Below are 294 nucleotides of genomic sequence, written 5' to 3'. Positions count from 1 at the left end.
GTCGGGTTCGCTTCCGAAGCAGCGGGGGTGGACCGGGCGATCATCGAGGAGGCCGTATACCGTGAATACGGCCAGCTGTACCCGGCCTTTGAGGATATCGTCACCACCGGCGGCGAGGCGACGGATAAGCTGAAACTCGATGAACCGGTCAAGGAAGCGCTCATCTCCATCGCGCACGAGAACGTGAAAGTCCCGAAGGTGACCATTACGGGACATCTTATTCTGACGTCGTCGCGGCCCGACGGCGTCAACGTGATCCGCAGGGCGCTCCGGAGTGCGCAGCCGAGAGTCGAC

General features: G+C 62.2%; 1 protein-coding gene. It reads left to right on the top strand.

The genetic code is table 11. The features are described 5' to 3' along the window. Positions 1 to 294, top strand: a 294-nt coding sequence (locus tag K6T82_RS24135; RefSeq protein ID WP_223711573.1) for a hypothetical protein, incomplete at both ends; no start/stop codon positions are given.

The sequence above is a fragment of the Flavobacterium potami genome (assembly GCF_020026915.1).
Taxonomy (GTDB): domain Bacteria; phylum Bacteroidota; class Bacteroidia; order Flavobacteriales; family Flavobacteriaceae; genus Flavobacterium; species Flavobacterium potami.
The sequence above is the reverse complement of the archived record's forward strand: the minus strand, read 5'-3'. Positions and strand labels throughout refer to the sequence as shown.